General features: G+C 57.5%; 28 protein-coding genes. 10 read left to right on the top strand and 18 right to left on the bottom strand.

Features of this window, described 5'->3' with window-relative positions:
- Nucleotides 1-66: 66 nt before the first annotated feature.
- The 4 genes from dnaA to mutM form a co-directional block, all read right to left on the bottom strand.
- The gene (gene dnaA / locus Q1B16_RS08315) at nucleotides 67-1,449 is read right to left on the bottom strand and encodes a chromosomal replication initiator protein DnaA (RefSeq protein ID WP_299786516.1); all 1,383 of its coding nucleotides are present in this window, start codon (nucleotides 1,447-1,449) and stop codon (nucleotides 67-69) included.
- 479 nt (nucleotides 1,450-1,928) lie between these two features.
- The gene (gene rpsT / locus Q1B16_RS08310) at nucleotides 1,929-2,192 is read right to left on the bottom strand and encodes a 30S ribosomal protein S20 (protein ID WP_299786514.1); all 264 of its coding nucleotides are present in this window, start codon (nucleotides 2,190-2,192) and stop codon (nucleotides 1,929-1,931) included.
- Between the two features lie 156 nt (nucleotides 2,193-2,348).
- Nucleotides 2,349-3,125, bottom strand: coding sequence for an enoyl-CoA hydratase (locus tag Q1B16_RS08305; RefSeq protein WP_299786512.1), 777 nt, complete (start codon nucleotides 3,123-3,125; stop codon nucleotides 2,349-2,351).
- Between the two features lie 65 nt (nucleotides 3,126-3,190).
- The gene (mutM, locus tag Q1B16_RS08300) at nucleotides 3,191-4,042 is read right to left on the bottom strand and encodes a bifunctional DNA-formamidopyrimidine glycosylase/DNA-(apurinic or apyrimidinic site) lyase (RefSeq protein ID WP_299786510.1); all 852 of its coding nucleotides are present in this window, start codon (nucleotides 4,040-4,042) and stop codon (nucleotides 3,191-3,193) included.
- Nucleotides 4,043-4,127: 85 nt separating this feature from the next.
- Between mutM and ubiE the strand changes: the two genes are divergently transcribed.
- The 7 genes from ubiE to Q1B16_RS08265 all read left to right on the top strand — a co-directional run bounded on the left by ubiE (nucleotide 4,128) and on the right by Q1B16_RS08265 (nucleotide 11,501).
- On the top strand, nucleotides 4,128-4,880 hold the full coding sequence (ubiE, locus tag Q1B16_RS08295) for a bifunctional demethylmenaquinone methyltransferase/2-methoxy-6-polyprenyl-1,4-benzoquinol methylase UbiE (protein ID WP_299786508.1): 753 nt from the start codon (nucleotides 4,128-4,130) through the stop codon (nucleotides 4,878-4,880).
- Between the two features lies 1 nt (nucleotide 4,881).
- Entirely contained in the window at nucleotides 4,882-6,414 is a 1,533-nt protein-coding gene (ubiB, locus tag Q1B16_RS08290; protein ID WP_299786506.1) for a 2-polyprenylphenol 6-hydroxylase, read from the top strand.
- Nucleotides 6,415-6,495: 81 nt separating this feature from the next.
- Complete coding sequence (locus Q1B16_RS08285) at nucleotides 6,496-7,158, top strand: lytic transglycosylase domain-containing protein (protein ID WP_299786504.1); 663 nt, start codon at nucleotides 6,496-6,498, stop codon at nucleotides 7,156-7,158.
- Complete coding sequence (gene flhA / locus Q1B16_RS08280; protein WP_299786502.1) at nucleotides 7,158-9,242, top strand: flagellar biosynthesis protein FlhA; 2,085 nt, start codon at nucleotides 7,158-7,160, stop codon at nucleotides 9,240-9,242. Before Q1B16_RS08285 ends, flhA begins: the two co-directional genes overlap by 1 nt.
- A 2-nt stretch (nucleotides 9,243-9,244) precedes the next feature.
- Nucleotides 9,245-10,012: a flagellar biosynthetic protein FliR gene (locus Q1B16_RS08275; protein ID WP_299786500.1), complete on the top strand. Its 768-nt coding sequence runs from the start codon at nucleotides 9,245-9,247 to the stop codon at nucleotides 10,010-10,012.
- Complete coding sequence (locus Q1B16_RS08270) at nucleotides 10,009-11,082, top strand: flagellar type III secretion system protein FlhB (protein WP_299786498.1); 1,074 nt, start codon at nucleotides 10,009-10,011, stop codon at nucleotides 11,080-11,082. Before Q1B16_RS08275 ends, Q1B16_RS08270 begins: the two co-directional genes overlap by 4 nt.
- Nucleotides 11,079-11,501: a hypothetical protein gene (locus Q1B16_RS08265; protein WP_299786496.1), complete on the top strand. Its 423-nt coding sequence runs from the start codon at nucleotides 11,079-11,081 to the stop codon at nucleotides 11,499-11,501. Before Q1B16_RS08270 ends, Q1B16_RS08265 begins: the two co-directional genes overlap by 4 nt.
- Here Q1B16_RS08265 and Q1B16_RS08260 read toward each other — a convergent pair.
- The 9 genes from Q1B16_RS08260 to Q1B16_RS08220 are packed head-to-tail and all read right to left on the bottom strand — an operon-like array spanning nucleotide 11,498 to nucleotide 16,045.
- Nucleotides 11,498-11,995 carry a flagellar basal body-associated FliL family protein gene (locus Q1B16_RS08260; protein WP_299786494.1) on the bottom strand — a complete coding sequence of 166 codons (498 nt, stop codon included), beginning with the start codon at nucleotides 11,993-11,995 and terminating at the stop codon, nucleotides 11,498-11,500. The genes Q1B16_RS08265 and Q1B16_RS08260 overlap by 4 nt on opposite strands.
- 17 nt (nucleotides 11,996-12,012) lie before the next feature.
- The gene (flgH, locus tag Q1B16_RS08255) at nucleotides 12,013-12,744 is read right to left on the bottom strand and encodes a flagellar basal body L-ring protein FlgH (RefSeq protein ID WP_299786492.1); all 732 of its coding nucleotides are present in this window, start codon (nucleotides 12,742-12,744) and stop codon (nucleotides 12,013-12,015) included.
- 1 nt (nucleotide 12,745) lies between these two features.
- Nucleotides 12,746-13,165 carry a flagellar basal body P-ring formation chaperone FlgA gene (flgA, locus tag Q1B16_RS08250; RefSeq protein WP_299786490.1) on the bottom strand — a complete coding sequence of 140 codons (420 nt, stop codon included), beginning with the start codon at nucleotides 13,163-13,165 and terminating at the stop codon, nucleotides 12,746-12,748.
- Nucleotides 13,165-13,950 carry a flagellar basal-body rod protein FlgG gene (gene flgG / locus Q1B16_RS08245; RefSeq protein ID WP_299786488.1) on the bottom strand — a complete coding sequence of 262 codons (786 nt, stop codon included), beginning with the start codon at nucleotides 13,948-13,950 and terminating at the stop codon, nucleotides 13,165-13,167. Before flgG ends, flgA begins: the two co-directional genes overlap by 1 nt.
- A 9-nt stretch (nucleotides 13,951-13,959) precedes the next feature.
- Entirely contained in the window at nucleotides 13,960-14,673 is a 714-nt protein-coding gene (locus tag Q1B16_RS08240) for a flagellar hook-basal body complex protein (protein ID WP_299786486.1), read from the bottom strand.
- 1 nt (nucleotide 14,674) lies between these two features.
- On the bottom strand, nucleotides 14,675-14,944 hold the full coding sequence (locus Q1B16_RS08235) for a flagellar biosynthetic protein FliQ (protein ID WP_299786484.1): 270 nt from the start codon (nucleotides 14,942-14,944) through the stop codon (nucleotides 14,675-14,677).
- Between the two features lie 5 nt (nucleotides 14,945-14,949).
- On the bottom strand, nucleotides 14,950-15,237 hold the full coding sequence (fliE, locus tag Q1B16_RS08230; RefSeq protein ID WP_299786482.1) for a flagellar hook-basal body complex protein FliE: 288 nt from the start codon (nucleotides 15,235-15,237) through the stop codon (nucleotides 14,950-14,952).
- Between the two features lie 24 nt (nucleotides 15,238-15,261).
- Nucleotides 15,262-15,651, bottom strand: coding sequence for a flagellar basal body rod protein FlgC (gene flgC, locus Q1B16_RS08225; protein WP_299786480.1), 390 nt, complete (start codon nucleotides 15,649-15,651; stop codon nucleotides 15,262-15,264).
- A gap of 10 nt (nucleotides 15,652-15,661) precedes the next feature.
- On the bottom strand, nucleotides 15,662-16,045 hold the full coding sequence (locus Q1B16_RS08220) for a FlgB family protein (protein ID WP_299786478.1): 384 nt from the start codon (nucleotides 16,043-16,045) through the stop codon (nucleotides 15,662-15,664).
- Nucleotides 16,046-16,131: 86 nt separating this feature from the next.
- On the opposite strand from Q1B16_RS08220, the gene Q1B16_RS08215 reads away from it, so the two are divergent.
- On the top strand, nucleotides 16,132-17,466 hold the full coding sequence (locus tag Q1B16_RS08215; RefSeq protein ID WP_299786476.1) for a FliI/YscN family ATPase: 1,335 nt from the start codon (nucleotides 16,132-16,134) through the stop codon (nucleotides 17,464-17,466).
- 44 nt (nucleotides 17,467-17,510) lie between these two features.
- Here the strand turns inward: Q1B16_RS08215 and Q1B16_RS08210 are convergent, their stop codons facing one another.
- The 4 genes from Q1B16_RS08210 to Q1B16_RS08195 all read right to left on the bottom strand — a co-directional run bounded on the left by Q1B16_RS08210 (nucleotide 17,511) and on the right by Q1B16_RS08195 (nucleotide 20,425).
- Entirely contained in the window at nucleotides 17,511-18,377 is an 867-nt protein-coding gene (locus Q1B16_RS08210; RefSeq protein ID WP_299786474.1) for a DUF1217 domain-containing protein, read from the bottom strand.
- A complete protein-coding gene (gene flbT, locus Q1B16_RS08205; RefSeq protein ID WP_299786472.1) occupies nucleotides 18,311-18,715 on the bottom strand; it encodes a flagellar biosynthesis repressor FlbT in 405 nt (134 codons plus the stop codon). The genes Q1B16_RS08210 and flbT overlap by 67 nt, the downstream gene beginning before the upstream one ends.
- Nucleotides 18,712-19,086 carry a flagellar biosynthesis regulator FlaF gene (gene flaF, locus Q1B16_RS08200; protein WP_299786470.1) on the bottom strand — a complete coding sequence of 125 codons (375 nt, stop codon included), beginning with the start codon at nucleotides 19,084-19,086 and terminating at the stop codon, nucleotides 18,712-18,714. Before flaF ends, flbT begins: the two co-directional genes overlap by 4 nt.
- A 67-nt stretch (nucleotides 19,087-19,153) precedes the next feature.
- The gene (locus Q1B16_RS08195; protein ID WP_299787840.1) at nucleotides 19,154-20,425 is read right to left on the bottom strand and encodes a flagellin; all 1,272 of its coding nucleotides are present in this window, start codon (nucleotides 20,423-20,425) and stop codon (nucleotides 19,154-19,156) included.
- A 275-nt stretch (nucleotides 20,426-20,700) separates the two neighbouring features.
- Between Q1B16_RS08195 and Q1B16_RS08190 the strand changes: the two genes are divergently transcribed.
- Nucleotides 20,701-22,023, top strand: a complete 1,323-nt coding sequence (locus Q1B16_RS08190; RefSeq protein WP_299786468.1) for a hypothetical protein — start codon at nucleotides 20,701-20,703, stop codon at nucleotides 22,021-22,023.
- A gap of 9 nt (nucleotides 22,024-22,032) precedes the next feature.
- Entirely contained in the window at nucleotides 22,033-22,674 is a 642-nt protein-coding gene (locus Q1B16_RS08185) for a flagellar hook capping FlgD N-terminal domain-containing protein (RefSeq protein ID WP_299786466.1), read from the top strand.
- Nucleotides 22,675-22,800: 126 nt separating this feature from the next.
- On the opposite strand, the gene carB is transcribed toward Q1B16_RS08185, so the two are convergent.
- On the bottom strand, nucleotides 22,801-26,133 hold the full coding sequence (gene carB, locus Q1B16_RS08180; protein WP_299786464.1) for a carbamoyl-phosphate synthase large subunit: 3,333 nt from the start codon (nucleotides 26,131-26,133) through the stop codon (nucleotides 22,801-22,803).
- Nucleotides 26,134-26,167 lie beyond the last annotated feature (34 nt).

Genomic DNA, 26,167 nt, shown 5'->3' with positions numbered 1-26,167 from the left:
TGCGCGCAGGGTCAAGGGCGGGCGTGCAGTAAGACACGCCATAGCCCGGTTTGTTGTGTCTGGGACTCAGGCTTCGAGCGAACGGCGGAGGAGTTCGACATCTTCCGCGATCTGCGCATCCTGTTTTTTCAGCTCTTCGATGCGTTTGACGCCGTGCATGACCGTGGTGTGGTCGCGCCCCCCGAAGTGACGTCCGATTTCAGGGAGCGACCGGGTGGTCAACTGCTTGCACAGATACATCGCGATCTGGCGCGGACGTGCGAACGTCCGGACCCGTTTGGGACCGACGAGGTCGGAGTGACGAATGAGGTAGTGATCCGCGACCTTGCGCTGGATCTCTTCGATGGACACCTTGCGCTCGGACACGCGCAGGATGTCGGTGAGGCACTCTTGGGTCAAATCCATCGAGATCGGCTTGCCGACGAGCGACGCAAAGGCAAAGAGCCGCGTCAATGCGCCTTCGAGGATACGCACATTGCTCACGATACGGGCCGCTAGAAATTCGAGGATGCCGCGTTCGACTTCGAGACCCGGATACATCCGCGAATACATCTCGGACTTCGACTGAAGGATGCCAAGGCGGAGTTCGTAATCCGTCGGGTGCAGATCGACGACCAAACCGCTTTGAAGGCGAGACCTGATGCGATTCTCGAGGTCCTTGATCTCGTCCGGGGCGCGGTCGGCCGAAATGATGATCTGCTTGTGCTGATCGACGAGCGCGTTGAACGTGTGGAAGAATTCCTCCTGCGTGCTGTCCTTGCCCGCGATGAATTGCACGTCGTCCACCATGAGAACGTCAACGGACCGGAACAATTCCTTGAAGTCCATCATCTTGCGGTCGCGCAGGGCCTGGACGAAGCGATACATGAATTGCTCTGCCGACAGGTTGAGCACGTTGAGATGCGGCTGCTTGGTGCGCAGCTCCCATGCGATGGCGTGCATCAGGTGCGTTTTGCCGAGGCCGACGCCCCCATACAGAAAGAGCGGGTTGAAGGTGACGGGCCCACCTTCGGCGACGCGACGGGCTGCGGCGTGGGCCAGTTCATTCGGCTTGCCGACGACGAAGGTGTCGAAGGTGAACCTCTTGTCGAGAGGGGACCCGTGGAGCGTGTCGGACAGGGACACAGACTTTGTCTGAACCGCAGGAGCGGCGACCGGTTCTTCGGGAATGGACATCATCTGGTCGCGGGCTGATTTGGTCTGGTTGGCGGTGGCGGTGTCGAAGACGATCCGCCTGACCGCCGGGTTGATCCTAGTGATCTTGGACAAAAGCATGTCGCCATAGTTCAGCGATACATAGTTACCCATAAAGTTCGTCGGAACGCGGAAGCGGGCGATGCCGTCTTCGGTTCCAACATAGGTCAGTGGTTCGATCCAGCTTTGGAAGCTGTTGGCGCCCATGGTCTCATGAAGTTCATCCCGTATTGTTCCCCATTGGTCTTGTGTCATCTGTCCCGTTCCACTGTCGGCATATGCATGCACATGCTTGTCCCCTGATCGGACGACATTGTTATGTCGCCCTTGCGGCACATCTTGGGAAATGACGAGCTGCGGTCAGCCCAGACCCAACTGGACGACCAGAGACATGGGAAGAGGAACCCCTGGCAACTTGGTGTTCGCTACAGCCCTTAGCATCAATATGGACGAGGCGGTTGATCTTCTATCAATTTTGCCACCAGACCGGAATCGAAGCAGATTGTCGTATCGATTCTGAACTGGCGGAGCCTGTCCCCCCAACGGCGATGTGACTCGCAGGTCTGATTTATAAGGGTGGGAATTGCTCCATCAACTGATCTTCTTTGTTGACTCAGGCAAAGGCGAAAAAGAATCTCCAACCGGTGCAAAGCCGCGCAAGTGTCGGCAAAAAACGCCGCTTCGGATGAAGCGGCGTCTTGATTTAGAGCAGCAAGTTTGTCAGCCGACGATTCTCAGCCGAGAGCTTTGACCCGAGCGGAGAGGCGGGACACTTTGCGCGAGGCTGTGTTCTTGTGGAACACGCCTTTGGTCACGCCACGCATGATTTCGGGCTGTGCCGCGCGCAGGGCTGCGGTTGCGGCTTCCTTGTCGCCGGAGGCGATGGCTTCCTCGACCTTGCGAAGGAAGGTCCGGATGCGCGAGCGGCGGGCTTTGTTGATGGCAAAGCGCTTTTCGTTCTGCTTTGCACGCTTCTTGGCCTGGGGCGAATTTGCCATGTGATCTATCCTGGTTCGTTTCGTTCAAATCGGGTTACATGTGACAGTACGCCCGGAACCATCGACCGGATCGAATCTTGCCTAAGCGGGCATCACACGCATGTATCGGGGGCGTATAGCCCCAGATGTTCTTGATGAAAAGACCTGTTTTCGCGACTAGCGGTCGCGGAACTGGGCCGTTCGTTTTTCGAGAAACGCCGCCATGCCTTCCTTCTGGTCCTCGGTCGCGAAAAGCGAATGGAACAGACGCCGTTCCGCCAATAGCCCTTCGCTCAACGTTGTCTCGTAGGCGCGGTTCACGGCCTCCTTGACGGCGAAGGTCGCGAGCATGGATTTCTCGGCGATCTTGGCAGCGGCGGCCTGAGCCTCTTCCATCAGCGACTTGGCCGGGACGACGCGGCTGACGAGACCCGAGCGTTCCGCCTCTTCGGCGTCCATGAAGCGACCGGTAAGATGCATATCCATGGATTTTGATTTGCCGACAAAGCGCGTCAGGCGCTGGGTGCCGCCGATACCGGCCACAACGCCGAGATTGATCTCGGGCTGGCCGAATTTCGCGGAGTCCGCCGCGATGATGAAATCGCACATCATGGCAAGTTCGCACCCACCGCCCAGCGCATAGCCGGAAACGGCGGCGATGATCGGTTTGCGAACCTTGCACACCGCCTGGGATTCGGAGCCGAAGAAATCGGACATGAACATCTCGACAAAGGTTTTCTCGGACATCTCCTTGATATCGGCTCCGGCGGCAAAGGCCTTGGACGAGCCGGTCAGGATGATGCAGCGCACCTTTTCGTTAGAGTCGGCGTCCGCCAGGGCATCGGCCAATTCCGACAGCAATTGACTGTTGAGCGCGTTCAGCGCGTCTGGCCGATTGAGTTTGATGGTGGCAACGTGATCTTCGATTTCGACGATGATCGTCTCATAAGCCATGAGTGAGGGCTCCGTTCGGTGATCTCAGAGGTGCAGCCTTACGCATGTGACTGGCCCCGTTCAAGCTATCTTTGACAGGTGGGGCAATAGAAGGTCGACCGGCCCGATTGCACGATACGGCGGATTGTTGAGGTACAGCCGGGGGCGCGACAGGGTTCGCCCTCACGCCCGTAGACATCGAAGCTGTGCTGAAAATATCCAAGCTCGCCATCGGCTTGGCGGAAATCGCGTAAGGAGGATCCACCGGCTTCGATGGCATCGAACAGGACCTGCCGGATCACGGGGACGAGCTGCGAAACCCGGTTTTTCGACACCCGCCGCGCTGGGCGGGTCGGGTGAATTTTCGACCGGAACAGCGCCTCGCAGACATAGATATTGCCCAAACCGGCGACCGTTTTCTGATCCAGAAGGGCGGATTTCATCGGCGTATTTCGATGGGCGAGCGCGTCGATCAGGTAGCTTTCGTCAAAGCTGTTGCCCAAGGGCTCCGGACCGATGGACGCCAGCAGCGGGTGCGTGTCGGCCTCGTTGGTTGCGAAAAGATCCATTGCGCCAAAGCGGCGGGGATCGTTGAAGGTGATCCGCGCCCCGTTGTCCATGTGCAGAACCACGTGGTCATGTTTCTCGGGTGCGGGGTGATCATGCACGAACTGACCCAGCGGGTCGCCGGACACGAGCATGCGTCCGGACATGCCAAGATGGATAAGCGCCGTTTCCCCGCTGTCGAGATCGGCAAGAATATATTTCGACCGCCGCCGCAACCGGAGGACGCGAGCTCCGGTCAGTCGTTCGGCCATTCGCGCGGGAAAGGGCCAGCGAAGATCGGGCCGGTTCACGTCGGCTCGGGCGATCACGAAACCCTCCATTGCGGGGGCCAGCCCGCGTCGTACCGTCTCAACCTCTGGCAATTCGGGCATTCGGGCTATCCTGTCTCGTGCCGTCGCATTGTAACGCCGTCTGGGCGCTCTATAAGAAAGTCTGGCACGGGAAACGACAAGGCTTATGGCAGACGAAAATCAATCCACCACGCATTTCGGCTTTCAGGATGTGCCTGAGCACGAAAAGGCAGGTCGCGTGCAGGGCGTGTTCAGCTCTGTTGCGTCGAAATACGACGTCATGAATGACGCCATGTCGCTTGGCATCCATCGCCTCTGGAAAGACGCCATGATGGACTGGCTCGCCCCGCGCCCGGGACAGAAGCTTCTCGATGTGGCGGGGGGGACCGGGGATATTTCGTTCCGCTTTCTCAAACGTGCCGGTCGCGGCCATGCGACTGTGCTTGACCTGACAGAACCCATGCTGATCGAGGGCCGCAAGCGCGCCGAGGCGAACGCGATGAGCGATAGCCTCGACTGGGTTGTCGGTGACGCGATGAACCTGCCGTTCGAAAACAACACCTTCGATGTCTACACCATTTCTTTCGGCATCCGGAACGTCACGCGCCCGCAAGAGGCGCTGAATGAGGCGTTCCGCGTCCTGCGCCCCGGTGGACGGTTGATGGTTCTGGAATTCAGCCAAATCCCGAATGAGATGATGCAGAAGGTCTACGATCTTTATTCCTTCAACATCATTCCGCGTTTGGGTCAGGCTATCGCCAATGATCGCGACAGTTATCAGTATCTCGTCGAATCGATCCGCAAATTCCCGGATCAGGACACGTTTCTGGGCATGGTACGTCAGGCTGGATTCGAGAACGCCAAGTACCGCAATCTGAGCATGGGTATCGCCTGCCTGCATTCGGGCTGGAAGATCTGACGTGAGAGGCCCGCACAACATCCTGCGCCTGATCCGTACAGGCGCGACGCTGGAACGTACGGGTGCGATGGGTGTCGTGCTTGACGCCTTCGATGCGCCCAAATCTCTCCGCGTGGCAGCGCGTCTGCTTGGCTGGCCGTTCAAATGGCTGGGATACGAAGGCGATCCCTCGGTTCCCGCCGCGCCGCGCGCGCTGACGGCACTGGGCCCTGCCTATATCAAGTTCGGTCAGGTTCTGAGCACCCGGCCCGATGTGGTGGGCGACGAGATGGCCAAACAGCTGCGGGTGCTGCAAGACAAGCTGCCGCCGTTCTCGGTTGCCGAAGCCAAGGCGATGGTGTCGTCCGAATTGGGCGTACCGGTCGATACAGTGTTCTCGGAGTTCAGCGAACCGGTCGCCGCCGCGTCGATCGCGCAGGTGCATAAGGCCAAGCTGGCGCAAACCGGGGAAACGGTGGCGGTCAAGGTTCTGCGTCCGCATATCGAAAAGGATTTCCGCAAGGACATCGACGCCTTCTATTTCGCGGCCGGAATGATCGAATTCCTGTCTCCCTCCTCGCGCCGTCTGCGCCCCAAGGACGTCATCACCCATTTCGAAGGCGTGGTGATGGGCGAATTGGACCTGCGGCTTGAATCTGCTGCCGCTTCGGAATTTGCGGCGAATACGATCAACGATCCCGGTTTCCAGCTTCCCGAAGTGAAGTGGGAAATGTCGGGTCGTCGGGTGATGACACTGGGTTGGGCCGAGGGCGTTCCGCTTGGCGACAACGATGCACTGGATGCCGCCGGTCATGATCGCGTGGCACTCAGTGAACGGGTCCTGCAATTGTTTTTGCAGCACGCTCTTCGCGACGGATACTTCCACGCGGACATGCACCAAGGCAACCTGAAGGTGGCACCGAATGGTGATATCATCGCGCTTGATTTCGGGATCATGGGGCATATCGACGAATACACTCGCCGGGTTTATGCCGAGATCCTCTATGGGTTTATCCGACGCGACTACAAACGCGTGGCCGAGGTGCATTTCGAGGCGGGCTATGTGCCGAACGACCGCGATGTCGACGAATTTGCCCGTGCCCTGCGCGCCGTGGGAGAGCCGATTTTCGGCATGGATGCGACCCGCATCTCCATGGGGAGACTTCTAAGCTATCTCTTTGAAGTGACAGAACGTTTCGGCATGGAAACCCGCACCGAACTGATCTTGCTTCAGCGTACGATGGTTGTCGTCGAAGGTGTGGCGCGGTCGCTTGATCCTAAGATGAACATCTGGGATGTCGCGAAGCCGATTGTTGAGGATTACATCAAGACGAGCATCGGCCCGCGCGCCTTCGCGAAGGACCTCGGCAAGACGGCGCTTGTGCTTGCACGGTTCGGACCGCGCTTGCCGGGATTGATGGAACAGCTGTTGATCGCCCAGGCGCAAGGTTCGCCCGAGCCCAGGAAGACGCCGGTCAGGACGGCTGTGATGTGGTCTGTGATCGGCGCAGTAATCGGCGGCGGCCTTGTGGCGCTGCTCGAAGCGATTTTCTGAGTACGGGCACTCCTCTCGTAACCAAATCCTAACCCTCGTTCCTCTACGGTCGCCCAAACCGCAGAATGCGAGGGCCGTGTGTTGACCGGAATATCGGTGAAATCCGTCTTATTGGCGCTATCCCTGGTTTGCGCAGGGGCCTGGCCCGCAATTGCCAGCATTTGCGACGCTGCGGCTCAGCGCGCCGCTGCCGAAACCGGTGTCCCGCTGGATGTCATGAGGACGATCACCCGCCTTGAAACCGGCCGTGGGAAAGATGCGGACCCCTGGCCGTGGACGGTCAACCATGCGGGCGACGGGTCGTGGTTCCAGACGGAAGACGACGCGCGGTCTTACGTTTTCTCCAAAGTGAAACGCGGGGTATCGAATATCGATATCGGTTGTTTCCAGATCAATTATCGCTGGCATGCCGAAGGGTTCCGTTCCCTTGACGATATGTTCGATCCGGACCTGAACGCGCTTTATGCCGCGCAATTCCTGTCGGACCTGTACCGCGAACACGGGAATTGGACCGAAGCCGCCGGTGCCTATCACAGCCGCACGCCGGAATACGCGGAGCGGTACAAATCCAAGTTCAGGCGTCTTCATGATCGGGTGGCAGCGCTGGATGCGCCCGTTCCCCTTGAGGCACCACGGCCTGCGCCCGTGCTCTTCGGCCAATCGGGAACGGCCCGGCCCGGCTCACTTTTTCTGACCGACGCCACAGGCAGCCAGCCGTTCATTCAATTTAACAGGACAAACTGATGGGCGACGCGTTGGGCAATTTGTTTGCGAAACCGACGGTTGGCCTTGCCGTCGCGTTGATGGCGGTGATCGTCATGATGATCCTGCCGGTGCCGGCCTTCGTTTTGGATATCGGCCTCGCGACCTCCTTCGCGCTCGCCATTCTGATCTTCACGGTCACGCTCTTTGTCGAACGCCCTCTGGATTTCTCGGCTTTTCCGACCATCCTTTTGGCGTCCCTGATGCTGCGGCTGTCGCTCAATATCAGTTCGACGAAGCTCATTATTGGGGAGGGTCATACTGGCACGGACGCGGCCGGAAACGTCATTCAGGGATTTGCGGATTTCGTGATGGGCGGCAGTGTCTTTCTGGGGCTTGTCGTCTTCTGCGTTCTGCTGATCGTCAATTTCATGGTGATCACCAAAGGTGCGGCGCGCATGGCCGAGGTTGGGGCGCGCTTTGCCTTGGACGGTATGCCGGGCAAGCAGTTGGCCATCGACAGCGATATGGCCGCCGGGGCGATCACGCATGCCGAAGCGCGGGCGCGCCGGGAGCGGGAACTGCAGGAAACCACGTTCTTCGGTTCGCTCGATGGCGCTTCGAAATTCGTCAAGGGCGACGCGGTTGCCGGGTTATTGATCACGCTTCTCAATATCGTGGTGGGCCTCATCATGGGCACCGTGATCCACGGAATGCCGATTGGCGCCGCGTTCGAAACCTATGCGATCCTGACGGTGGGGGATGGTCTGGTCACGCAGATCCCGGCCGTGATCATCTCGATCGCTGCGGCGCTTTTGTTGGCACGGGGCAGCGCGATCGGTGCGACTGATCTCGCCATCACCTCGCAGCTTGGCCGCCACCCTGCGGCATTGGCCACCGTCGCCGTCCTCATGGGCGTGTTTGCCTTGGTTCCCGGTCTCCCGGTCGTGCCGTTTTTGACGGGCGGCATGATCCTTGGCGGATTGGCCTACTGGGTGAACCGCCACGCGTCGGAGGCCGACTCCGAGGAAGTGCCGGAGGAAGCGCCCAAATCAGCGCGGGATCGACCGATCGGCGATGTGCTCGATCTCGACGACATCCATGTCGAATTCGCACCTGACCTCGTGGACATGGTGCTCGATCCCGCAAACGGATTGGATTCACGCATAGTCAATATGCGCACGCATATCGCCAAGAGTTTCGGAACGATCATGCCCGAAGTTCGGCTGACCGATGATGTGATGCTCAAGGACGGTACTTACGTGCTTCGCATCCACGGTGTCGAAGTTGCGCGGGGCGTTCTGCACCCTGATCTGATGCTGGCGCTCATTCCCGAAGGTGCCGCGGCGCTCCCAACCGGGCGCGACGTCGAAGAGCCGGTCTACGGTGCTCCCGCCCGCTGGATTCAGGACGCCGAGCGCGAAGATGCACAGTTGAACGGATTGACCGTCGTCTCCCCGAGCGAGGTATTGGCGACCCATCTGCTCGAGGTGATCAAACGCAACCTGGGGCGGCTTTTGACGATGAAGTCGCTGAAACGGCTTCTGGACGAACTCGGCGCTTTGTCGAACCCGGGACGAGCAGAGGCCAATCGTGCCCTGATCGACCAGATCGTGCCGGACAAGGTGCCGATGGACACGCTTCTTCAGGTGCTGAAGCTGTTGCTGGATGAGCAGGTTTCGATCCGCAACTTTCAACTCATTCTCGAAGCAATCGCCGAAACCCGTGGACAAGGCCTCTCTGCCGAGGCGATCTGCGAACACGTTCGGCAGCGACTGGGCTTTCAACTGGTGGCGGCCATGCGCCGGGAAGATGGAACCATCCCCTTGGTGCATCTCGCTTCGGATTGGGAACGGCGTTTCGAGGAATGCGAGGTCACCAACGACCGTGGTGCACCTGATGTCGCCTTACCGCCGAAAGAGTTTGAAACCCTGTCGAAAAAGATTGCCGAAGAGCTCGCCAAGGCAAGCCAGAAGGGACTGTTTCCCGCCCTCATCACGCCAGCGCGCCGCCGTCGTTTCCTGCGCAGCCTGCTCACGGCCAAGGGGATCACCAACCCCGTCATGGCGTTCGAGGAGATCGGCCTCGATGCAAAGCCCGCCCTTGTCGGCACGATTGCGGCCTGACGATGACCGAGGGCGTTCTCTCAGAGATCAACGCTCAAATCTGGCTTGTTTTCGCCGTGTTTCTCAGGATGGCGCCGGCGATCTCGTTTGTCCCCGGATACGGCGAAAGCTATGTCTCGGTGCGCATCAAATTGTCAGTTGCCGGGTTCTTCTCGATAGCGATTGCGCCGGTTTTGCAACCGTATCTTCCAGCATCGTCCTTGACAGGCACGGAACTTTTGATCTTTGCCGTCCGGGAAATCACGGTCGGGTACTTCATCGGAATCGTTTCACGCGGCATGATCATCCTGCTGGAAAAGGCAGGTACGATCATCAGCCAGAACATTTCGCTTGCCCAGATGCTGGGCAATGCGACCGAGCCGATGCCGGTTGTCAGCCACATTCTGACCACGACCGCTATCGCGCTTTTGTATTCCACGACGCTTGCGGATCAGATGCTGTACGGTTTGTTCGCGAGTTACTTTGCCCAGTTGCCCGATTGGAACGCGATCACCGGATATTTCGCAGCGACGATCACCTCGCTCATGGATTACATCTTCGACCACGCCGTCATCTTGTCGGCAGGATTCGCAAGCCTGATGTTCGTCTATTATCTGTGTATCGGCTTCATCAACAAAGCGATGCCGCAATTCATGGTGTCCTTCATCGGCATCCCCTTCGTGGCGCTGTTTTCCATCTATTTCCTTCACCAGCATTCCGAATTCCTTTTGACCGTTTGGCAAGAAAAAGCGCTGACGATCCTGATGATGCCGTTTGAAGGGCCGCGATGAGCGAATCCGAGGAAGACCAGGGCGACAAACCGTACGACGCCACCCCCAGAAAGCTGGAAAACGCGCGGAAGAAGGGCGAATTCGTCCGGTCGCAGGATGTCGTGAACCTCGTTGTTCTCGTTCTTTTCATCATTGCGCTCTACGCGGTCTTCAGCGGGATCATGACCGACGTGGTTTTCAGGATCAGAGGTTTCATCGCCCAATCCGTGTCACAACGCGGTCTTCTCGATGGTACGAGTGTCCTGCAAGCAGTGGCCGGTTGGATACTGCCGCTGCTCGCGGTCCTGTTCATCCTCCCGTTCGTCGTTCTGGCGGCTGGCCTGATCGGAACCAAGCAGATGGTGTTCACTGGCGACAAGCTCCAACCAAAGCTGAACCGCATATCCCTGATCGCGAATGCCAAGAAAAAATACGGATGGTCGGGTCTGTTCGAGTTCGCCAAGAACTTTGCAAAGTTTTCCGTCTTTGCGGTCTTGATGGCGGTCTTCATATTCGACGGCTACGCGCTGTTCGAGATGGCGATCGTGCGTGGTGAACATATGGCGCTGGCCAATATTTATGACGTGGCAATGCGTTGGTTGTGGTTCACTTTGATCGCGTATGTCGGTTTCGCCGCTTTGGATCTGCTTTGGCAAATTCATGACCACGCAAGCAAAAACCGGATGTCGCACAAGGAACTGAGGGACGAGCACAAGAACGAGGAAGGCGACGAGAACATTCGCCAGCAGCGTCGCGCCAAGGCCGAGGAAATCGCGACCAATCGGATGCTTCTCGATGTTCCCAAGGCCACAGTAATTATCACGAACCCGACCCATTACGCCGTCGCGTTGCAGTGGACCGGGGAGGACACCACCGTGCCGAAATGCGTCGCGCGCGGAACGGATGAGACAGCGAGGAAGATCCGCGAGATCGCGATGCAGTCTGGTGTCCCGATCTATCGAGACCCGCCCACAGCCCGAGAGCTTTATGCGAATGTCAAAGTGGGCATGTCGATCGAAACGAATCATTACAAGGCCGTCGCCGCCGCCATTGCCTATTCAAGGCGCATTCAGGAGATGTTGCGCAAATGAGGGAAACCGAAAGCCTTCGTAAAGCCTTGGGCGTTCTCGAAGCGCGGGTGCAGGCATTGGAAGTCATGCTGACGCATGAAATGAGGATCAAGGCCGAGCTGAGGTCCAGACAGGTCGCCATCACAGAACAAGAACACGAGCTTTCGGCGTCGCTTCAGGAAGACGCGGCCATCGATCCGGCATCCTTTCGGTTTCGCGAATTGCGGCTTCGCAAGCTTTCAAACGATCAAAGGCGTCTGCAACCCGCGTTGGCCAAAGCCGCGATGCAACGGCGTCAGGTCGAGGGAACGCTGAAGGCGATGATGCGGCAGAGGCTGGGTCTTGCTTTGCAGATCGAAAAGCGTGAAGCGCGGCTTCCGGTTTTTCAAACGGAAGAAGAGCGGGCGCAGATCTTGTTCGAGATGAAAAAGCGCCATTAGAACGCGTCTTGCCGCGCCATGTCGGTGATCAGGACGGTGACGACCTGTTTGCCAAGAATTTCTTTGGAGCGTTCGGTCAAGGCGCGCTTGACGAGGTCGAGCGTTTGCCGCGAAATTATTTCGTCGCGAAATCCGTCCAGGGCGGCCAGACTGAATAATTCGGACAGGAACATGTCCCGAAGTTTCGGCTCAAGCGTGCGGACCTCGTCAGCCGCGCCGGTTTGAACCTCAAGCGCAACGGTCAGAATGACCATGGCCCGTACCCGATTGTTCAGAATGACGGGAATTACGAACTGGTTTGGCAGCTTGACGATTTCCGTGTCGCCAGGCTGTGCATCATGATCGTCGGGGATCTGCTTGGCCTGTGAATCCTCGACGGCGTTTGTCGAGAGTTCATCCGGCTTTTCAGCCGCAGGTGCCAGGACGATGGCGGCAGCGCCACCGCCACCAAGACCGACAATGAGGGACAGCAGGGGCAGCAGTTTCTTGATCATGACATCCTCTTTCGCAGTCAGAAGGGCAGCACCGCGTCCAGCACTTGCTGGCCGATCCGGGGTTGTTGCACATCGCTGATCTGACCTCTGCCGCCGTAGGAGATGCGGGCCGACGCCATCTTGTCGTAGGTGATTTCGTTCTGGCGGGTGATGTCGGCGCGGCGGACGAAGCCGGATACGAAAAGCTCGCGAAGCTCGAAATTCACCCGGACCTCTTGCGTTCCTTCGATGCGCAACACGCCATTGGGCAGCACGTCGACAACCGTGGCCGCGATCCGCAGGGTCAGTTTCTCGTTTCGCCTGACCGATCCGTTGCCCTGGCTCTGACTGGTTGAATCCAGTTCAACCGCTGCATCCAAGCTAGCCCCGTCGGGAAGCTCCTTGTTGCGCCGTTGCGGAAATCCGAGAAGTTGCGGCACCGCGAGGCTTTCCTGCGAAGACCGTCCCCGAGACGTCGTATTTGAGATTTCCGCCTGGTCGTCGATCTCGACCATGACTGTAAGGATGTCCCCCTTGGTAAAGGCGCGGCGGTCTCCGAAGAGCGACGTTTGGTCCCCGCTCCATAAAGATGCCTGCCTGTAGGGTGACAGGTCCGCTGTCGTGACCGGCAAACCCGCGTAGATCATCGCTTCGCGTTCGACACTCTCATTCTGTGGTGAAAGGGTCGGCGGTTGCCCGATATGATCGAGGCGACCACAGTTGGAGACGATCGCAGTCGCGGCGAGGCTGATGAGAAATCCGTATTTCATGTCAGGGGAGCACTTTCAGGCGGCCATCTTCCATCACTTCGGCACGGATCGTCGTGCGGGAGGTGAGGTTCATGGCGCGGATGATGTCGCCGACCGATCCCCGTTCGAGCGCGCGGGCCTCGGTGTCGATGGTCAGGCCTTTGACGCTGAATGTGGCGGCCACGATCTGATTGCGTTCGATCAGGGCGGGTTGTGCAATGTCCGCTTTCAGAACGGCCTGTCCCGCGTAGATTGCTCGTTTGACCTCGGTACCGATCACCTCGTCAAGAGTTTCGGCGGCCCCGGGCACGTCGACATCCTGCACTTGGACGGCTTGGGCGGTGATCACTTCGCGGGCGCGCAGTGTTTTCACCGCTACCACGGACTCGGCTAACGCGGGAGCGGCACATAAGGTGAAAACGAGGGTCAAGGGATACCGCATCAGCGAACCTGCGTTGTCGCGCCGAGCATCTGATCGACTGCCGAGATGACTTTGGCGTTCAATTCATAACCGCGCTGGGCTTCGATCAATTCGGTCAGTTCGCGGACGGGATCAACCGAGCTGTCTTCGAGATAGCCTTGCCGAAGCGTGCCGAGCCCATCCTCACCGGGTGTGGCAACCAATGGGCCGCCCGACGCTTCGGTTTCGCCAAAGAGGTTACCGCCTAGAGCCTCGAGCCCTTTCGCGTTGGCGAAGCCGACAAGATTGAGCTGCCCCAGGAGTTGCGGCTCTGCCGTTTCGGCGAAATACGCATACACCTCGCCTTCGGGGTTGATCGAAATGCTACGCGCGTCCTGCGGGATCACGATCTCGGGCGCGACCGGGAAACCTTCGGATGTGACGATCAACCCCTCGGCATCGCGTTTCAACGATCCATCGCGGGTGTAGGCGGTTTGTCCAGACGGCAGCGCCACTTCAAGATAGCCATTCCCGTCAATCGCGAGGTCGAGATCCGAATTGGTCTGACTGAGGGACCCTTGCGCAAGATGAACGGAGACCGCGGCCGGGCGCACGCCAAGTCCGACCTGAACACCGGTCGGCAACACGGTGCCGTCGGAGGCGTTTACTGTGCCGGCGCGGGCGATCTGCTGGTAGTGCAAATCGGCAAATTCCGCGCGCCGCGCATTGTAGCCCGTGGTGTTCATATTCGACAGGTTGTTCGAAATGATCTCGACCCGCATTTGCTGAGCCGTCATTCCGGTTGCCGCAATCTTGAGAGCGCGCATGTCGCCTCCTTATTTGATGAGTGTTTGAAGGGCGGAGGTCGTTCGCTCGTGATCCATGTCGAGCAGCTTTTGACCCATCTCGTAGGCGCGCTGTACCTCGATCATTCGCGTCAGTTGGGAAATCGCGTCGACGTTCGACCCTTCAAGATGGCCTTGAAGCACCAGCCCATCCTCCGACGGGTTGAGAGCTGAATCGGTTCTGAAAAGAACGCCGGATTCCCGTTCGAGGTCCGCCCCCGGTTCAGGTTCGACAACCCCGATCTGACCCAACAGCCTGTCGCCCAGGCTGATCGTGCCGTCAGCGGCGACTTTGACATCGGCTTCACCCGGCGGGACATTGATCGGCGCGCCGCCGATGTCGAGGACGCGGTGCCCATCGGTCGAGACGATGTCGCCGAGCGAATCGACGTTGAACGCCCCGGCCCGGGTCAGCCGAATGCCGTTCGGCGTTTCGACCTGAAAGTAACCGCTGCCTTCGATGGCAAGGTCGAGAGTGTTTCCCGTTTGGGTCAGGATACCCTGAGATGCCGAGGTTTTCTTGACCCGCGCGGCGGCCATCGAAAGGCTGTCTCCCCCCTCGACCGCCTGCACGAATTCCGAGAACACCAGCCCCTGCTGGCGAAAGCCGGTGGTCGCCGCGTTGGCGATGTTATGCGCGATGATCTCCATCTCGCGCATCAGCCCGGATTGGCGTGTCAGGGTGACGTATCCTGTGCTTTCCATGTCAGCCTCCTGCGATGGATGGGACGATGATCGTCTGGAAAAAGTCGATCAGGCTTTGGGTCATGAAGTTCATGGACGCCCAAAACACCGAGAGCATCGCGACCAGTTTTGGAACGAAGGTCAGGGTCATCTCCTGGATCGACGTCAGTGCCTGAAACAAGCCGATCGAAACGCCCGTCACCAAAGCGGCCACCAGAACAGGGGCCGAGATCAGAACGCCGATCCGCAAACCTTCACGGAGAACATCGTAGATATAGCCTTCGCTCAGCATGGCCTTCAGACCGGCATCCGAAGGATTTCCTGATACGCTTCGACCACCCGGTTGCGCACGGTCACGGCGGTTTCGACCGCCAGCTGCGAGTGCGACAGGGCTTCGACAAGGGCGTGCGGATCAGCGTCGCCGTACATGGATCCCATCGCCGTGGATTCAGTTGTCGACAGCGTTTGGGCAAAGTCTTCGGTGATCTTGGCAAAGCTCTGTGCGATCGCGGCTCTTGGATCAGGTTCCGTTGCCGGTTTCAAAGCGGCGTATTGCTGAGAGGCAAAAAGCGATTTCACGTCCATTTGGTTTCTCCATTCTGGAAAGGGTTACTTGCGTAGAAGGTCCATGAGGCCCGACGACATCTGGCGGGCTTGATCGAACATCTTGAGATTGGCTTCGTAGCTGCGCTGCGCCTCGCGGGCGTCCGCGATTTCAATGACCAGATCGACATTGGATCCGGTGTAATGGCCGCTCGCGTCGGCCATTGGGTGGCCCGGATCATAGATCTGTTCACCCGGTCGCCGATCCAGCACCACATCATCAAGCGCGACTTTGGCGACCCCCGATGTCGCGACCTCGGATGCAAAGGCAACTGTTTTGCGGCGGTAGCCGGGGGTGTCGGTGTTGGCCACGTTTTCGGAAACGATCCGAAGCCGGTGGGCCTGAGCCTTAAGGCCGCTGGCGGATACACCCAAGGCGTCTGAAAAAGCTGACATCCTGACGCTCCTACTGCTTGCTCAACGCGCTGCGCAGCATTCCGAGCGAGGCGCGGTAGACAGCGAGCGCCCGGTCATGCTGGCGCTTTGCATCGACGGAATTCATGATCTCATCTTCGAGAACCACGGTATTGCCGTTCGGTTCGCCGTTGGTGCGAACGCTGTATGCAGCGCTCGAAAAGTCTGTGGAGGGCGAAAGATGCGCGGGTCTGGTCGCTTTGAGTGCGAAGCCGTCGGACGGTTTCGGAACCAGTTCCGCGAAAGGTGTCACCGCTTTGGCGCGGTATCCCGGTGTGTCGGCATTGGCGACGTTTTGCGACGTCAGTGCCTGTTTCAGCCCGGCATGGCGGGCCATCGACATCGCGGTTTTGAACAGGTCCAGGTTCTGGAACATGACAGGGCTTCTCCCTCGTTTGGTTCAACGAAGGCTTAACCCTGATTCCTTTAGAAAGGGTTGTCAGAATACGAATGGAGCGAACGATGCAGAATGCCGCGCTGATAAACCTGAAAAGCAAGGTCGCGGATATCGCGCTGACGCGCGCCGTTGGCCGGGTCATCGCGGCGGACGGTCATACGCTCAAGGTTGCGGGGCTCGAAGAGGATGTGTCGCTTGGCGATCGGTTGCGCCTTGTCCGTCAGGATGGGACGACTTTGATGGGGGAGGTTCTGTGCCTCGGACCCGATGGTGTGACCATGCTGCCCGACGAAGCACCGGTCCGGGTCGCATTAGCGGATCGAGTTGTATCTTGCGGGCGCGCGCGAATCGCGCCTGATCCCGGATGGATCGGACGGGTGATCGATCCTTTCGGCACCCCTATGGACGGGCGGACATTACAGAAAGGCACGAGTTCAGTCGACATTCTGAACGAACCTCCGGCTGCCGTTTCCCGCAAGCCTTTGGGTCAGCGGCTCGACACCGGATTTCATTTGTTCAACACGATGTTACCCATCGTGCAGGGGCAACGCGTTGGCATTTTCGCGGGATCGGGTGTCGGTAAATCGCGGCTTTTGGCGGATCTCGTCAGAGGAATGGAAGCTGACGTGATTGTCATGGCCCTCGTCGGAGAGCGGGGGCGCGAGATCAACGATTTCACCCAGACCGTTCTGGGTGAGGCGGGCATGGCCCGTACAGTGGTCGTCGCCGCAAGCGCGGATGCCGCGCCCACATCGCGGATGCGATGCCCGATGACCGCGATGCGGATTGCGGAATATTTCCGTGATGCGGGAAAGCACGTGCTCTTGTTTGTCGATTCCATCACGCGGTTCGCCGAGGCGCAGCGCGAGGTCGCCGTATCGGCCGGAGAATTCCCCAGTCTTCGCGGCTTTCCTCCATCCACGCCGATGCAAATCACGAAGTTGGCCGAACGCGCGGGCCCCGGCCCCAACGGATGCGGGGATATAACGGCCATTTTCAGCGTCCTTGTCGCCGCATCGGATATGAATGAACCCGTCGCGGACATGCTGCGCGGCGTTCTGGACGGGCATTTCGTTCTGGATCGAAAGCTCGCCGATCAGGGGCAGTTTCCGGCAGTCGACGTCCTTCAATCGGTATCTCGGTCTCTTCCGGATGCTGCAAACCCGACCGAAAATACATTGATCTCAAAGGCTCGATCCCTGGTTGCTGTCTACAACGGATCATCGGCACTGGTTCAGTCAGGCCTGTATTCCGAGGGCGCCGATCCCGAGCTCGATCAGGCCGTCCTTTTCCGAAAGGAGTTCAACGAATTCTGTGTAAGTCGTGCGGCGGGAGGTATCGGAGCCAGCTTTGAACGGCTGCGATTTTGCTTGCGTCGCTGTGGTGCGCTGAAGGATTGAGGCAGATGTACCTGGTCGATCGGTAAGGCGATTTATGTGGCGCGCTACTCGCGTTTCGGGATCGAACTCAACAGGACAAGTGCCGTTTGAAGCGAGGTACTCTGCCCGCCCGATTTGGCTTGCCGCATGATCAAAAAGCGGCGCGTCATCTGTTCCACAACATCTTCTGCAGAAAGTTCCGAAACATTGTCGGTGCCAAACACTTGCGACGCCTTCTCCATAATCCGTTGATGCTGATCATCGATGTCGAGCTTCGAGAACTCGGTCGGCAAACCAAGCGCGGTCTGCACCACTTCCTTGATGGGAGGCGTGGCAAGAATTTGGAACCAGGCGGCTTTGTTCGATGTCGCCGATTGCGCAAGTTCGGCAAGCGACCGTTTGAAGCCGAGGGCAAGTCGCATGTCCGGATCCGTCTTGCCGATCTCGATCTCAAAGGATTGCGCAAGGTAATTGTCGACAGTGCGACTAGCCAGATCGGCGATGCTCTTGTGGGATGGGGGCGACTTGGAAAAATCGAAATCACCGGCAAGGGCGCGATATCGCCGGTCCGAAAGCTTGTTGGCCAAAGCCGATGGATCAGTAACCCCTTCGGCCATGACCGTTTTGATAAAGTGCCGATTCTCGATGTCGTCCGACAGCCCGTAGGCACCAAGAACGACACGAAGTGCCCGCCTGTTGGACACGATGTCTTCGGGTGTATCTAAAGTATCGAACACATCGCTGAAATATTTCGTGTCGGATTGCGTGACGTAGTTCGAACCGAAAGCCGCTTTCTGCGTCCCAATCGTGGACTTAAGTAACGTCCATGCCGACAGACCGCTGCCGACAACGAAGGGTTGAAAACTCATTGGTGGCTGACCGAAAGAAGGTGGGCCTCGAGAGGCAACAACTGCCTGAGCAGTTTGAGGCACGTATAAGCGTTTCCGTCCTCAATGGCCTCTTTCGCGCGCGCCAGGATCGTGGCGCTTTCCTTGTCTCGCAGGATTTGAGCGAGTGACTGAATCTGACCGGCCAATCGTGTCTGTATTGAAACTGTGTCGACCTCACCGCTCAACAGCAACTGCGCAAGATAACATGCACGGCGAACCGGGGTGTTGGCATCGTCCGGATGGATCGCATCCCTCAAGCGAAGGATATTCGCTCTCGAGGTGACAACGGTGATCCGCGAACGACGGTCCCCGTTTTCGATCACCGCTCCATTGATAAGCACGCGCTCTTTCGGGCCGAGTTTCAGAACCAGCCCGCTCATGGCTCACCTGCCCGGGTTCCGAGCCCCCTCAAGACAGCAAGGTTGATGTCGAGAAGCGGCGCAATGCCGAGATCGTTTTTCAGCACGTCGCTTGAATAGCTTTGGACGAATTCTGCCAGATAAAAGAGCCTGGCGCGCAAGTCTTGCGGAAGCTGATTTTGCGCATTTGCAACGTCTGATGCCAATGTCACCCAGAGTTTCCGGTTGGTTTGCAGGGCCGAAGCGAACTTCGCAAAATTTTTCTTGCGATCGTCCCCAGCGGTTTTCAACTCGCGAGTGACTCTCAGGATAATGTCAATTTCGGTGTCTTTGGCCGATTTCGTCGAAGATGCGGACGCGTATGTTTGGTACGCAAGATTATGTGCATTCACAGCTGGACCCTATATTCTGTGTTGCTTCAAAAAGGCATCGGGCCGCCGTAGCGGCCCGAATTTGATCTTAGCGGAAGAGTGACAACAGGGACTGAGGTGCCTGGTTTGCAATCGACAGGGCCTGAACGCCCAGCTGTTGTTGCACCTGTAGCGCCTGCAGTCGTGCCGATGCTTCTTCCATGTCCGCATCGACAAGCGTCCCGATACCGGATTTGAGCGAGTCCGTCAGGCCGGAGATGAAGTTGGCCTGAGTTTCGATCCGGCCTTGTGCGGAACCAAAGGATGCGGCCGAGTCGATCGCGTTCTGGATCATAAATTCGACCGCCACCAGGGCTGCATCAGCACCGCTGTCGCTGGTAACGTCGATATCGTTCAGCTTTTCCAAACCCCCGCCGATGACAACTTCCGTCGGGCTGGTCAACGTGTCGATCCGGGCGGCAATCGTATCGGTTGCGTCGGTGACTGTTGATGCAATGTTCAGATTGCCACCGGACGCGGTGACGTTGAACACCGAAGTGTCTAGGCCTTCTTCAGCGGCATAGATTGCGAACGCCTGGGCAAGCCCTTTGGCAACGTCACCCGCCGTGTCACCGTCGCGTGCGATATACATGATCTTTTGTGCATCCGCGGCTGTTGTTCCGGTCGTATAGTCGGCAGCCGTGAATGTACTGCCGTCCGCGTCGGTCCCGGCGATACCCAGGCTGAAGACCTGACCGGCACCGGTTGGTGTGGTCACGGCAAGCGACGCCGATTGTGTGCCGTTCAGTGTCGCGGCAGCGGTAAGGTTGGCAACGGTACCGCCTGTGACGGAGCTCGCGGCTGTTCCAAGGTCTTTCTTGCCAATGGCAATGTCGCTGGCTGCAACACCAGTTGACGATCGATCCAGCGAGGCAAGGACGTTGACAGTGCCGGTTCCGGCGTCTGTTTCGCGATTGGACAGCAAATTAAGACCGTTGAACTGCGCAGCCCCGACGACCGCGTTGATCTGGTCACGCAGTGCAACGATGTCGGTCTGGATCTTAGCGCGATCAACGTTTTGTTCCTGCGCTGCGACGATCTTGCCTTTCATCTCGGTCAGCAGATCGGTCACCGTTTCCGCCCCGTTGCGCGCCACCGCTACGGTTGATTCCCCCAAGTTGAGGCTGTCGGAAATGCCTTGGAAGCCTTTGACGTCAGATTCCATGACCTTTGAGATCGCCCAGACAGCCGCGTTGTCACGAGCGGTTCCGACAGACTTGCCGGTCGAGATCGTGTTTTGCGTGTCGGTCAGACGTGAATTGATGGATTTCAGCGTTTGAAGCGCAACCATTGCGCCGTTGTTCGTCATAATACTGGACATTGTGTTCCTTTCAGTCGTGCTTTGCACATGGTCGATCCAATCCGAAGTGTTTTCGGTATTGGAAGGTGAAGGTCATTCTGACACTTGCTGAGAATAGTTCCCGCGCCACGGGTATCGTGCCGGATCAACTTGGTTCGCAAGAATGAAGAAACGATGAACCCTCTATTTCGGGAAAGATTTGGTTATGTAAAATTTGATTATTCATTCTTTGATACGTTACGAATTGTTAGGAAATACGTTGCAGGTATCGAACGCGCTTTAAAAGGCAAAACCAGATGACCGAGCACATGATTTTTTCTATGGGACGCGGCGTCTCTTCACCTGCTCAAGGTCGCCCTGAGCCCTCGTTACATGAAGGGGCGGATGCAAAGCGCTTTTGGACTAGCGTTCACGAGAATCTCGCTCCGCGTTCAGAGGATATGCTGGAAGCGGAACCGAAAATAGAGTCCGATCCCATGATTCCATTCTCGGAAAATCGAGATGCCGGCGTGGAGTTCACTTTAATTGCTGCACATAGCGAACCGGCGGTGGAACGCGTCACATTAGCTTTGGCTGGTTCACGACAGGAACTTGAACATCCAACCATGACTCATGCATCGCTGAATTCTTCGTTTAGGATGAAACCGGGAGAAGGGGAGTGGCTAATTGGCGGGGCGGATAGCTTTGGTTCAGCACGTCATGATCTGATTACATTCACCGACACCGGTTCCGATGCTAGTCTTAATGTCAATCGACAGGAAAATCCTGTCGAGAATGGAAAAAGCAAGGAAGAGCGAAATTCAAATTTCTTTCACCCTGAATTTAGTAATAATTTAACGTATCAGCGTTTAATGATTGATGCTCTTAAGGTTCATAAAGATAATCAGGCCGAACTTTCGATAAACTTAGTTTCGGAAGGTAAAGAGAACAGGGTCCCGATCAACTCCTTGAAACCGAAAAAATTTCATCGCTCAACGAAAATAGAAGGAATTAATAAGCAATCCGATAATAACTCGACCGGGGTAATGGAAAATAGTTCGAATGAACTAAGAGCTTCGGTCAGATCCTTGAGAGAAACAGTTCTAAATTCGCTCAGTGAAAATCGTGCCATCCAATTTAATAAAGTGCAGGACGTTTCATCGATTATTGCCGGTGTGGATTTGAAAATGGAACCAGAAAGACTTGGGCTAAAAGAAATGATGCCGATGCCCGGAAACGCAAATGTCAATCCTTCGGTAAGTCATAGTCAAGCTAGCTATAATTTTCCGTCAAAAATACCGACGCACGCCCTAGTTTACGGGAGCGAAAACCTCTCAAACGACAAATCGTTCGATTTCAACGTGCGGTCGACTAACACTGATCTTGATATTAGCTTCAACGCAACCAACAAAGATGTATTTGACGCTCTTTCTCGGCATCAGTCGGACTTGAGGCATTTTCTTAAAGGTTATGGAGTTGATGAGTTTTCCCTCAAATTCGATCTGAGCGATGGCCAAGAGTCATCGGAATTTCACGAGCGCGGGAGAAATCAAGATGATCAGACAATGATCTTTGTCGATCTCGAAGAAAATGGAAAAATCGAAAATTTTTTGATTTCCGGTCTGGACTGTCGAATATAGGAGTTATCGATGGATGTTTCTCAACTGAATGCCAATAGCACTAACCAGCGCGCTGCCTTGGCGACCGATGTGTCTGGCGATTTCGAGACGTTTCTCAGAATGATGACGACCCAAATTCAGAACCAGGACCCACTGAGCCCAATGGAAGCCGACCAGTTCGCAAGCCAGCTGGCAGCGTTTTCTATGGTCGAACAGCAGACTTTGACAAACCAGAGACTTGAGGCAATTCTTTCCGGCCTTAAGACGAATCGTCTTGCTGGCTATTCCGACTTGGTTGGACGGGTTGCGGTGCATCAGGGAGCATTTGAATTTTCCGGATTGCCTATCGATTTGGAATTAGAAGATGGTTCGGCGCCGAATGACTCCGCGAAGATCATGATTCTCGACGCATCGGGCGGGGTTGCCGGTGAGATTGGCGTTGCGCCGGGTCAAACACGGATCACTTGGAGTGGTCAGGGTGTGGATGGGCAAATAGCGGAACCGGGGCAATTCACGGCAATGGTGCGGAGAGTTTCGGACGATGCCGTGTTGGATATCCCGGTGTCGACCGCTGCAACTGTCGAAGAGGTTCGTTTTGGAAACGGCGAAGCAGAGCTTCTCTTGGCGGATGGGACCGTTGTCAGCGAAAGTTCGGTGTCAAAGCTCAGATAGGGGAGGATCCTCTGCTCCTGTGTGAAGTAAACGACATTCGTGCAAGACCTATGAATGGCTTTGCCAAAATGAGCTTGCCAGATCCGGCAGACGCAATGCCAGCCAACACCTCAAACTTCGTCGAGTTTATGCCTGCAAGGGCTTCACAACCAAATCACCCTCCTCGCGAGCCTTCATCGCAAGGGCCGCCGCGTGGGCGCCGGCGGCTGTCGTGAAATAGGGGATCTTATCGTAAAGCGCGACGGAACGGATTTCACGGCTGTCTTCCACCGCAGCAGCGCCTTCGGTTGTGTTCATGACCAGGTCGATGCCTCCGTCTTTCATCAAATCGACGATATTTGGGCGACCTTCGTAAACCTTTTTCGTCGTCTCGCAGGCTATCCCGTGCTCTGACAGGAATTGCGCGGTTCCGGCTGTTGCTACAATTGTGAAACCCAGATCCGTGAGAATTTTTGCGGTTTCGACCAACTGTTCTGTTTTATCTTCGTTCTTGATCGAGAAAAAGACCGTACCTGTTTTCGGCAGGTGCGTTCCGGCACCCATCTGGGCCTTAAGGAATGCTCTCGGGAAGGACCGGTCCCACCCCATTACCTCACCCGTCGATCTCATTTCCGGGCCGAGGATCGTGTCGACCCCGGGGAAGCGCGCGAAAGGCAGAACAGCCTCCTTGACCGAAAACCAAGGCATCATGGGATCAGCAAGCGTCATCGGGTCCGCCAAAGGGAGCACCGTGTCGTAATCCGCGTTTTCAGGATACGGTTCGCGCTGCGGGAAATTCGTGAGCGGTTCGCCTGCCATGACCCGCGCCGCGATCGACGCGATGGCCGAATCGGTTGCTTTGGCGACGAAAGGCACTGTTCGCGACGCGCGTGGGTTGACCTCGATCAGATAGACTTCGCCGTCCTTGATCGCGAACTGGACGTTCATCAGGCCGACCACGTTGAGCGCGAGAGCCAAGGCTTCGGTCTGGCGTTTGATTTCGGCCAGCAGATCGTCGGACAGCGAATAGGGCGGCAGAGAGCACGCGCTGTCGCCGGAATGTACGCCGGCTTCTTCGATGTGCTGCATGATGCCGGCCACATGAACGCGCGTCCCGTCGCACAGGGCATCGACGTCCAGTTCCACGGCGCCCGAAAGATAACTGTCGAGCAAGACCGGACTGTCGCCGGACACGACCACCGCTTCTTTGATGTACCGTTCGAGATGCGCCATATCGCGGACGATCTCCATCGCACGACCGCCCAACACATAGGATGGTCGAATGACCAGCGGAAAGCCGATGTCGTCGGCGATGGCAAGCGCCTGAGCATCGGTTGAGGCGATGCCGTTATGCGGCTGTTTCAGCCCGAGCCGATTGACAAGATCCTGGAAGCGTTCGCGGTCTTCGGCCAGGTCGATGGCGTCGGGTGTGGTGCCCAAAATCGGAATGCCCTCGGCTTCGAGCGCATTGGCGAGCTTCAAGGGTGTTTGCCCACCGAACTGAACAATAACGCCGTGCAGCGTGCCCTTGTCCTGTTCGACGCGCAGAATTTCCATGACGTGTTCGAAGGTCAGAGGTTCGAAATACAGCCGGTCCGACGTGTCGTAGTCGGTAGAAACAGTCTCTGGATTGCAGTTGACCATGATGGTCTCAAAACCCGCGTCGGTGAGGGCGAAGCAGGCGTGGCAGCAGCAATAATCGAACTCGATGCCCTGGCCGATGCGGTTCGGACCGCCGCCCAGGATGACGACCTTTTTCCGATCAGATGGGCGGGCTTCGCATTCGACCTCGCCCATCATCGGGTGCTCGTAGGTCGAATACATATAGGGGGTCTGCGCTTCGAATTCGGCCGCACAGGTGTCGATCCGCTTGAAGCTGGCCTTCACGTTGAGCTTCAGCCGCTGCGCGCGCACATCCTTTTCGGTCACTCCGACGAGGATCGCGAGGCGCGCGTCGGTAAATCCCATCATCTTGAGCGCGCGCATTTCCGATTCCGTGTCCGGCAAACCGTTGGCACGGACGTCAGCCTCGGCATCGACAATCTCGCGGATGCGGGCAAGGAACCACGGGTCGAACATGGTCGTTGCGTGGATGTCATCGTCGCTCAAACCGTGCCGCATGGCCTGCGCGATGGTCCGCATCCGGTCTGGCGTCTGCTGGGAGATCGCCTTGATGACGGCCGATTTCTCGGGCGCGCCTTCAATGTGGATTTCGTCAAACCCGGTGAGGCCCGATTCCATCGAGGCCAGCGCTTTTTGCAGAGACTCGTGGATCGTCCGGCCGATGGCCATCGCCTCACCCACGGATTTCATCGCGGTGGTCAGGTGCGGTTCGGAGCCGGGAAATTTCTCAAAGGCGAATTTCGGTATCTTAGTGACGACGTAATCGATGGTCGGCTCGAACGAGGCCGGCGTGACCTTGGTGATGTCGTTGTCGAGCTCGTCGAGCGTGTAGCCCACCGCGAGCTTTGCCGCGATCTTGGCGATGGGAAACCCGGTCGCCTTGGAGGCCAATGCCGATGACCGGCTGACGCGCGGGTTCATTTCGATGACCACCATGCGGCCGTCTTCCGGGTTGACAGCCCATTGAACATTCGAGCCACCGGTTTCCACGCCGATCTCGCGCAGAACGGCGATCGAGCCATTGCGCATGATCTGGTATTCCTTGTCGGTCAGGGTCAGCGCGGGGGCCACGGTGATGGAATCGCCGGTGTGGACGCCCATCGGATCGACGTTCTCGATGGCACAAACGATGATGGCGTTGTCGGCTCGGTCGCGCACGACTTCCATCTCGAACTCTTTCCAGCCAAGCAGGGACTCATCGACAAGGATTTGGTTAACGGGAGAGGCATCCATGCCGGACCGGCAGAAATGCACGAAATCCTCGCGGTTATAGGCAACACCGCCGCCGGTCCCACCCAAGGTGTAGGCCGGACGAATGATCGCGGGCAGACCGATATGTTCCAGTTCAGCAAGGGCAAGCGCGACGCCAGCCTCGAGGTCGGCAGAGCCGTTGGCCTTCTTTGGCGCGGTCACGATGGTTGCTTTCGGGTTTTCCAGTCCGATGCGGTCCATCGCTTCTCGGAACAGCTTGCGATCTTCCGCCATTTCAATGGCTTCGCGCTTGGCGCCGATCATTTCGACGCCGTATTTCTCAAGCACACCCATCTCTTCCAGAGCGAGCGACGTGTTCAGACCCGTCTGTCCGCCCATCGTCGGAAGAAGCGCATCCGGGCGTTCTTTTTCGATGATCTTGGCGACGATCTCGGGCGTGATGGGTTCGATGTAGGTGGCGTCGGCAAGTTCGGGGTCGGTCATGATGGTGGCCGGGTTCGAATTCACGAGGATGACCCGGTAGCCTTCCTCTCGAAGCGCCTTGCAGGCCTGCGCGCCCGAGTAGTCGAATTCGCAAGCCTGACCGATGACGATGGGCCCGGCTCCGATGATCATAATCGATTTGATGTCATCGCGCTTTGGCATTGATCGACCCTCATCATGCAAACTGGCTGCGTTA

The organism is uncultured Marivita sp. (genome assembly GCF_947488135.1).
In the GTDB taxonomy this organism is placed as follows: Bacteria; Pseudomonadota; Alphaproteobacteria; order Rhodobacterales; family Rhodobacteraceae; genus Marivita.
The sequence above is the reverse complement of the archived record's forward strand: the minus strand, read 5'-3'. Positions and strand labels throughout refer to the sequence as shown.

What these genes read in the sequence shown, in the direction of transcription:
- dnaA (WP_299786516.1), bottom strand. Translation starts at nt 1,449, where the DNA reads ATGACACAAGACCAATGGGGAACAATACGGGATGAACTTCATGAGACC.
- rpsT (WP_299786514.1), bottom strand. Translation starts at nt 2,192, where the DNA reads ATGGCAAATTCGCCCCAGGCCAAGAAGCGTGCAAAGCAGAACGAAAAG.
- Q1B16_RS08305 (WP_299786512.1), bottom strand. Translation starts at nt 3,125, where the DNA reads ATGGCTTATGAGACGATCATCGTCGAAATCGAAGATCACGTTGCCACC.
- mutM (WP_299786510.1), bottom strand. Translation starts at nt 4,042, where the DNA reads ATGCCCGAATTGCCAGAGGTTGAGACGGTACGACGCGGGCTGGCCCCC.
- ubiE (WP_299786508.1), top strand. Translation starts at nt 4,128, where the DNA reads ATGGCAGACGAAAATCAATCCACCACGCATTTCGGCTTTCAGGATGTG.
- flhA (WP_299786502.1), top strand. Translation starts at nt 7,158, where the DNA reads ATGGGCGACGCGTTGGGCAATTTGTTTGCGAAACCGACGGTTGGCCTT.
- Q1B16_RS08275 (WP_299786500.1), top strand. Translation starts at nt 9,245, where the DNA reads ATGACCGAGGGCGTTCTCTCAGAGATCAACGCTCAAATCTGGCTTGTT.
- Q1B16_RS08270 (WP_299786498.1), top strand. Translation starts at nt 10,009, where the DNA reads ATGAGCGAATCCGAGGAAGACCAGGGCGACAAACCGTACGACGCCACC.
- Q1B16_RS08265 (WP_299786496.1), top strand. Translation starts at nt 11,079, where the DNA reads ATGAGGGAAACCGAAAGCCTTCGTAAAGCCTTGGGCGTTCTCGAAGCG.
- Q1B16_RS08260 (WP_299786494.1), bottom strand. Translation starts at nt 11,995, where the DNA reads ATGATCAAGAAACTGCTGCCCCTGCTGTCCCTCATTGTCGGTCTTGGT.
- flgH (WP_299786492.1), bottom strand. Translation starts at nt 12,744, where the DNA reads ATGAAATACGGATTTCTCATCAGCCTCGCCGCGACTGCGATCGTCTCC.
- flgA (WP_299786490.1), bottom strand. Translation starts at nt 13,165, where the DNA reads ATGCGGTATCCCTTGACCCTCGTTTTCACCTTATGTGCCGCTCCCGCG.
- flgG (WP_299786488.1), bottom strand. Translation starts at nt 13,950, where the DNA reads ATGCGCGCTCTCAAGATTGCGGCAACCGGAATGACGGCTCAGCAAATG.
- Q1B16_RS08240 (WP_299786486.1), bottom strand. Translation starts at nt 14,673, where the DNA reads ATGGAAAGCACAGGATACGTCACCCTGACACGCCAATCCGGGCTGATG.
- Q1B16_RS08235 (WP_299786484.1), bottom strand. Translation starts at nt 14,944, where the DNA reads ATGCTGAGCGAAGGCTATATCTACGATGTTCTCCGTGAAGGTTTGCGG.
- fliE (WP_299786482.1), bottom strand. Translation starts at nt 15,237, where the DNA reads ATGGACGTGAAATCGCTTTTTGCCTCTCAGCAATACGCCGCTTTGAAA.
- flgC (WP_299786480.1), bottom strand. Translation starts at nt 15,651, where the DNA reads ATGTCAGCTTTTTCAGACGCCTTGGGTGTATCCGCCAGCGGCCTTAAG.
- Q1B16_RS08220 (WP_299786478.1), bottom strand. Translation starts at nt 16,045, where the DNA reads ATGTTCCAGAACCTGGACCTGTTCAAAACCGCGATGTCGATGGCCCGC.
- Q1B16_RS08215 (WP_299786476.1), top strand. Translation starts at nt 16,132, where the DNA reads ATGCAGAATGCCGCGCTGATAAACCTGAAAAGCAAGGTCGCGGATATC.
- flbT (WP_299786472.1), bottom strand. Translation starts at nt 18,715, where the DNA reads ATGAGCGGGCTGGTTCTGAAACTCGGCCCGAAAGAGCGCGTGCTTATC.
- Q1B16_RS08195 (WP_299787840.1), bottom strand. Translation starts at nt 20,425, where the DNA reads ATGTCCAGTATTATGACGAACAACGGCGCAATGGTTGCGCTTCAAACG.
- Q1B16_RS08190 (WP_299786468.1), top strand. Translation starts at nt 20,701, where the DNA reads ATGACCGAGCACATGATTTTTTCTATGGGACGCGGCGTCTCTTCACCT.
- Q1B16_RS08185 (WP_299786466.1), top strand. Translation starts at nt 22,033, where the DNA reads ATGGATGTTTCTCAACTGAATGCCAATAGCACTAACCAGCGCGCTGCC.
- carB (WP_299786464.1), bottom strand. Translation starts at nt 26,133, where the DNA reads ATGCCAAAGCGCGATGACATCAAATCGATTATGATCATCGGAGCCGGG.